The sequence below is a fragment of the Candidatus Pelagibacter sp. genome (assembly GCF_052049775.1).
GTDB lineage: Bacteria > Pseudomonadota > Alphaproteobacteria > Pelagibacterales > Pelagibacteraceae > Pelagibacter.
Map to the genome: position 1 here is coordinate 1 of NZ_JBNGZH010000065.1, position 5,186 is coordinate 5,186.

Here is a 5,186-nt window from a genome sequence, read left to right on the forward strand (position 1 = left end):
TTTCAAAAAAATTTAGAATTCTAGATGAGAAGAAATATGGAATATCGAAAATTATATTTGGTGATTTAAACTAAAATTTTCTTAGTCTCTTTTTTAATTAACTCAACAGCAGGTTGATTGTAAGGGTTTATTTTTAAAGCTCTTCCAATTAAAATAGTTTCCAACATAAAAAAGCAAAATAACTCACCTAAAGTTTTTTCATCCCTTTTTTTTATTTCAAAGCTTCTAAAAGGTATATTTTTTTTTGTAAAAACATTTTCCGTAGCTTTTTTTTGAGCGTAAGTAATATTTTGAATATTTTTGTTTTTAAGAAAATTTTGTGAGGGCAAAATAAATTTATTATCTATTTTGGAGGTATTATTTTCATGGACATAAAAAAACGTATAAAAATTATTTTTAAAACCATCCAAATAAAGCTGCATAACACTATGATTATCTCTAGGCATATTGGATACGACTGGCAATAAACCTTTTCCCTTTTTACCCAAACTTTCAGCTACTAGTTGTTGATACCACGAAAAAAAGTTTTGAGATTTTTCATCATAATTTATGATAATTGAATTAAATTTTCTTTTTTTAATTAAACTTATTGTAGATCCTACGTTAGATATGAGCGCATTTAAATATTTTTGATTTTTAATTAAATTGTTAAATTGTCTAAAATTTTTTGAATTAAGACCCATTAATTCTGCAGGCAACATTCCAACTTCAGATAAAACTGAGTATCGACCACCTATAAAATTATTGTGATGAACAACTTCTGATTTTAGTTTATGAGCTAATAAATTTAAATAATTTTTTTTATTTTCTGTGATAAAAATATTTTTATCACTTTTTTTGATAAGGACATTAGAATTAACTATTGTCTCTAAAGTATTGCCTGATTTTGAGATGATTAAATTTAAATGTTTTTTGTTTCCAGATTTTTTGTTGAAAGTTGATAAATTATCATAAAATAATACGTTCTTTTTAATTTTATCTTTTAGAAAACTATAAATAGTTTTCGTACCCAATGACGAACCACCAATTCCAATTATACGAATATCATTAAATCTTTTAAAAATTCTTAAATTTTTGATCTTAAATTGGTCTTTATAATTTTTACTAAAAGATTTAAGGATTTGACTATTTTCTTTAATTAATTTTTTAAGATTTTTTTTTATTTGAGAATTTTGTTTACTAACCTTAAAGTTTTTAAAAAAAATTCCTGATGTTATCATTAATTATTTTTAATTTTTTCTATAATGGAATTTTCAAAATTTATGTTTTGATTAGTATTTTGATTTTCTAAATCTGAGTCCTTGTTGTCAGTAAGTAATGATTTAATATCTGCACTCTCTTCATTCTCACTTACTTGATTAGTTTGCTGTGGCAATGGTAATTTATTGAAATCTGGAGGCATCACTAAAGGTGATTTCTTTTCAACCAAAAATTCATCTATACTATTTTTTTTCTGTGAACTAAAACCTTCTCTAATAGTTCCACATGAATTTAAAGCTAAAATTGAAATTATAATTGTTGTTAGTTTAAATATTTTTTTCATCAATTTTACTTTTTTGATTATCAATTATTTCAAAAATAATCAAAAATAATACTCCTAATGAAATAAATATATCCGATACATTAAAAATAAACCAATGAAAATTTCCGATATGAAAATCGATAAAGTCTGGCACAGCCTTAAAAAAAATTCGATCATATAAATTACCCAGGGCTCCACCAAATATCATTAAAAGTGAATATTTTTTAAGACCATCACTTTTTAAAGTCATAAAAAAAATAATTAAAATTACAGCTGCAATTAAAATTGTTAAAATGTTGTACATATGACTTTGATCAAATGATAATAAACCAAATGCTATTCCTTCATTATAAATTAAATTGATATTCAAAAATTTTGATACAAATAATTCTGACGACAAACTTTTTTCATTTTCAGAAATAACATAGACTTTGGTGAACCTATCAAGGCCAAAAATACTTAAAATTAAAAAAAGGTTAACTATAAAACTTTTATTAAAATATTTAGACATTATTGAGGATGACGCTCACAGGGCTCAACACTTATTTTCCAACACACAGGACATTTATCACCCGGGGCTTTCTTAGTTTCAACAAGAATATCTGAACCTTCATCAAAATAAATTTGTGTTTTTGATACTATACAAAGCTCTGATAAATCAATTTTTGAGATTATATCTTTATATTTCTCATTTAATTTAATTTTGAGTTCTGCTTCTAAGCTTGAACCAATTTCTTTATTAGCTCTTTTTTCCTCAATACTTATGTTGCATACATCTCTAATTTTTATTAATTGAGACCATCTTTCTGTAAGCCGTTCATTTTTAAATTTATCTGGAAAAGTAAGAAATTTTTCCAAATGGATGCTTTTACTATTCTTTGATATCAGTTGATGTATTTCCTCAGTTGTAAAAGACAATATTGGAGCGAACCATCTGAGTAAAGATTTAAGCAAAACATTCAAAATTGTAACACAAGATTTTCTTTTCTCAGAATTAATTGGATCACAATATAAAGTGTCCTTTCTTATATCAAAATAGAATGCCGACAAATCTGTTGTGCAAAAGTTCAACAATTCTTTATAAAGATTGTGAAAATCATATCTTTTGAAATAATTTTCAAATTTGATATTAAGGGAATAAATCTTACTTAACATAAATTTCTCCAACTCTGGCAAGCTTTCAACATCAATTTTATCTAAATTAACATCCTCATATTTGTCATTTATATTTCCTAATAAATATCTAAATGTATTTCTAATTTTACGATAAGACTCAGAATGCTGGTCCAAAATAGAATAATCTATTCTTAAATCTTCAGCATAATTTGATGCAGCAACCCAAATTCTTAAAATATCAGCACCATATTTTTTCAAAATATCCTCAGGTGCAATTACATTTCCAAGAGATTTTGACATTTTAAGACCTTTTCCATCCACAACAAACCCATGAGATAATATAGACTCGAAAGGTGCCTTACCTCTTGTTCCACATGACTCTAATAAAGAGGAATGAAACCAACCCCTATGTTGATCTGAACCCTCTAAATACATTGATGCAGGCCATTTAAGGTCTTTTCTCTTCTCCAATACAAAAGAATGGGTTGATCCACTATCAAACCAAACTTCAACAATATCGCTAAGCTTTTCAAAATCTTCTGCTTTATATTTACTACCTAAAAATTTTTGAGGGTCATCTGAAAACCAACAATCAGAACCCTCTTTCTCATAAATATTTGCAATATTTTCAAATACTTCATCGTCTATTAAAATTTCATTAGACTTTTTATTTACAAAAATAGGAAGTGGTACACCCCAAACTCTTTGTCTTGATACACACCAATCTGGCCTTGTCTCAATCATTGATTTTAATCTTTCTTTGCCTTTACTTGGATAAAATGTCGTATCATCTATTGCTTTTAAAGCTTTACTTCTCAGTTTATGACTTTCCATAGAAATAAACCATTGTGGTGTCGCTCTATGAACTAAAGGTGCTTTTGATCTCCAAGAGTGAGGATATGAATGAACTAATTCACCATTTGAAAGAAGTTTATTTTGATCTTTCAATTTTTCAATCACAACTGGGTTAGCCTTAAAAATGTGTAAACCTTCAAACAGAGAAACATTATTTGTATATTTTCCATCATCATCCACTGTTTCAATTGCCTTTATTCCATTATTTAAACAAAGATTAAAATCGTCAGGTCCATGACTTGGCGCACAATGAACGACTCCTGTTCCTTGTTCAGTGGTTACAAAACGAGCTTCTAACATTGGAATATCGTAATCATACCCTAAATCAAAAAATGGATGCTTACAGATAGTATCTTTTAAATCTTTACCTTTAAATTTCTTAAGGTTTTCAAATTCTTTAATCTCGCAATCTTTTAAAACAGAGTCTAGTAGTGCCTCAGCGATAACAATTTTTTTATTTTTAAAATTTCCGTCATCATTAATTTGAATTATTAAGTAATCTAAGCTTTCATTGTATGCTAAGGCTTTGTTTGCTGGTATCGTCCAAGGAGTGGTTGTCCATATAACAATTTCACAATCATTAAGTTCTTTTATTTTTGATGATTTAACTGGAAAACAAGCATAGATCGTATCAGATTTATGGTCTTGATATTCAACCTCGGCATCAGCTAAGGCAGTTTTTTCTACAGTTGACCATAAAACTGGTTTAAATCCTCTGTATAGACTACCTTCTTTTAAAAATTTTCCAAGTTCTCTTACAATTTGTGCCTCCGCATCATAACTCATTGTTGAATAATAGTTTTCCCAATCACCAACAACACCTAATCTTTTAAATTGGTCTTTGTGAACCTCTATCCATTTTTCAGCAAACGTTCGGCATTCTTTTCTAAATTCTACAATTGGAACATCATTCTTATTTTTTTTATTTTTTTTGTATTGTTCCTCAATTTTCCATTCGATAGGTAAACCATGACAATCCCAACCTGGAACATAAACAGAGTCTTTGCCATCCATTTGATGAAACTTTACTATAATATCTTTAAGTATTTTGTTTAAAGCAGTACCCATATGTATATTTCCATTCGCATATGGAGGACCATCGTGGAGAACAAATTTTTCTTCTCCTTTTCTTGAATTCCTTAGCTCTTTGTAAAGATCAATTTTTTTCCAAAGCTTCAAAATTTCTGGTTCTCTAATTGGTAAATTTGCTTTCATTGAAAAAGCTGTTTTGGGTAAATTAATTTGGCTTTTACTCATTTCATTTTTTTTGCTGTTACTAAATCAATTTTAATTTGTTTTTTTAATTGGTCTACATTTCTGAATTTTTTTTCAGCTCTTATAAATTTTAAAAATTCTACTCTTAAGTACTTATTATATAAATTTCCAGAAAAATTGAATAAATGAACTTCTAATAATATTTTTTTTCCATTAAATGTAGGTCGATATCCTAAATTGGCTATTCCTTTAATATATTTTGAACTTTTTATTTTCTTAGCTTTGACGGCATAAACACCTGGTTTTGCCAAAACATAATCTTTGATATCTATGTTGGCTGTTGGAAAACCGATCTTTTTTCCTAGTTGTCTACCTTTTTGAACTTTTCCATCAATTGACCATTTTCTATCTAAAAGTTTATTAACTTTATTAAGTTTCCCGCTCTGCAAATATTTTCTTAATAATGAAGATGAAATAA

5 protein-coding genes are annotated in these 5,186 nt (G+C 27.3%); all 5 read right to left on the reverse strand.

Annotated elements, in window-relative coordinates:
• Positions 1-65: 65 nt before the first annotated feature.
• Positions 66-1,220, reverse strand: coding sequence for a glucose-6-phosphate isomerase (locus tag ACTT83_RS06390; RefSeq protein ID WP_440919248.1), 1,155 nt, complete (start codon positions 1,218-1,220; stop codon positions 66-68).
• Entirely contained in the window at positions 1,220-1,543 is a 324-nt protein-coding gene (locus ACTT83_RS06395; protein ID WP_440919249.1) for a DUF3035 domain-containing protein, read from the reverse strand. Before ACTT83_RS06395 ends, ACTT83_RS06390 begins: the two co-directional genes overlap by 1 nt.
• Positions 1,527-2,033: a signal peptidase II gene (gene lspA, locus ACTT83_RS06400; RefSeq protein WP_440919250.1), complete on the reverse strand. Its 507-nt coding sequence runs from the start codon at positions 2,031-2,033 to the stop codon at positions 1,527-1,529. The genes ACTT83_RS06395 and lspA overlap by 17 nt, the downstream gene beginning before the upstream one ends.
• On the reverse strand, positions 2,033-4,750 hold the full coding sequence (gene ileS / locus ACTT83_RS06405) for an isoleucine--tRNA ligase (RefSeq protein ID WP_440919251.1): 2,718 nt from the start codon (positions 4,748-4,750) through the stop codon (positions 2,033-2,035). The genes lspA and ileS overlap by 1 nt, the downstream gene beginning before the upstream one ends.
• Positions 4,747-5,186, reverse strand: a 440-nt coding sequence (locus tag ACTT83_RS06410) for a riboflavin kinase (RefSeq protein ID WP_440919252.1), incomplete at its 5' end; no start/stop codon positions are given. The genes ileS and ACTT83_RS06410, both read right to left, overlap by 4 nt.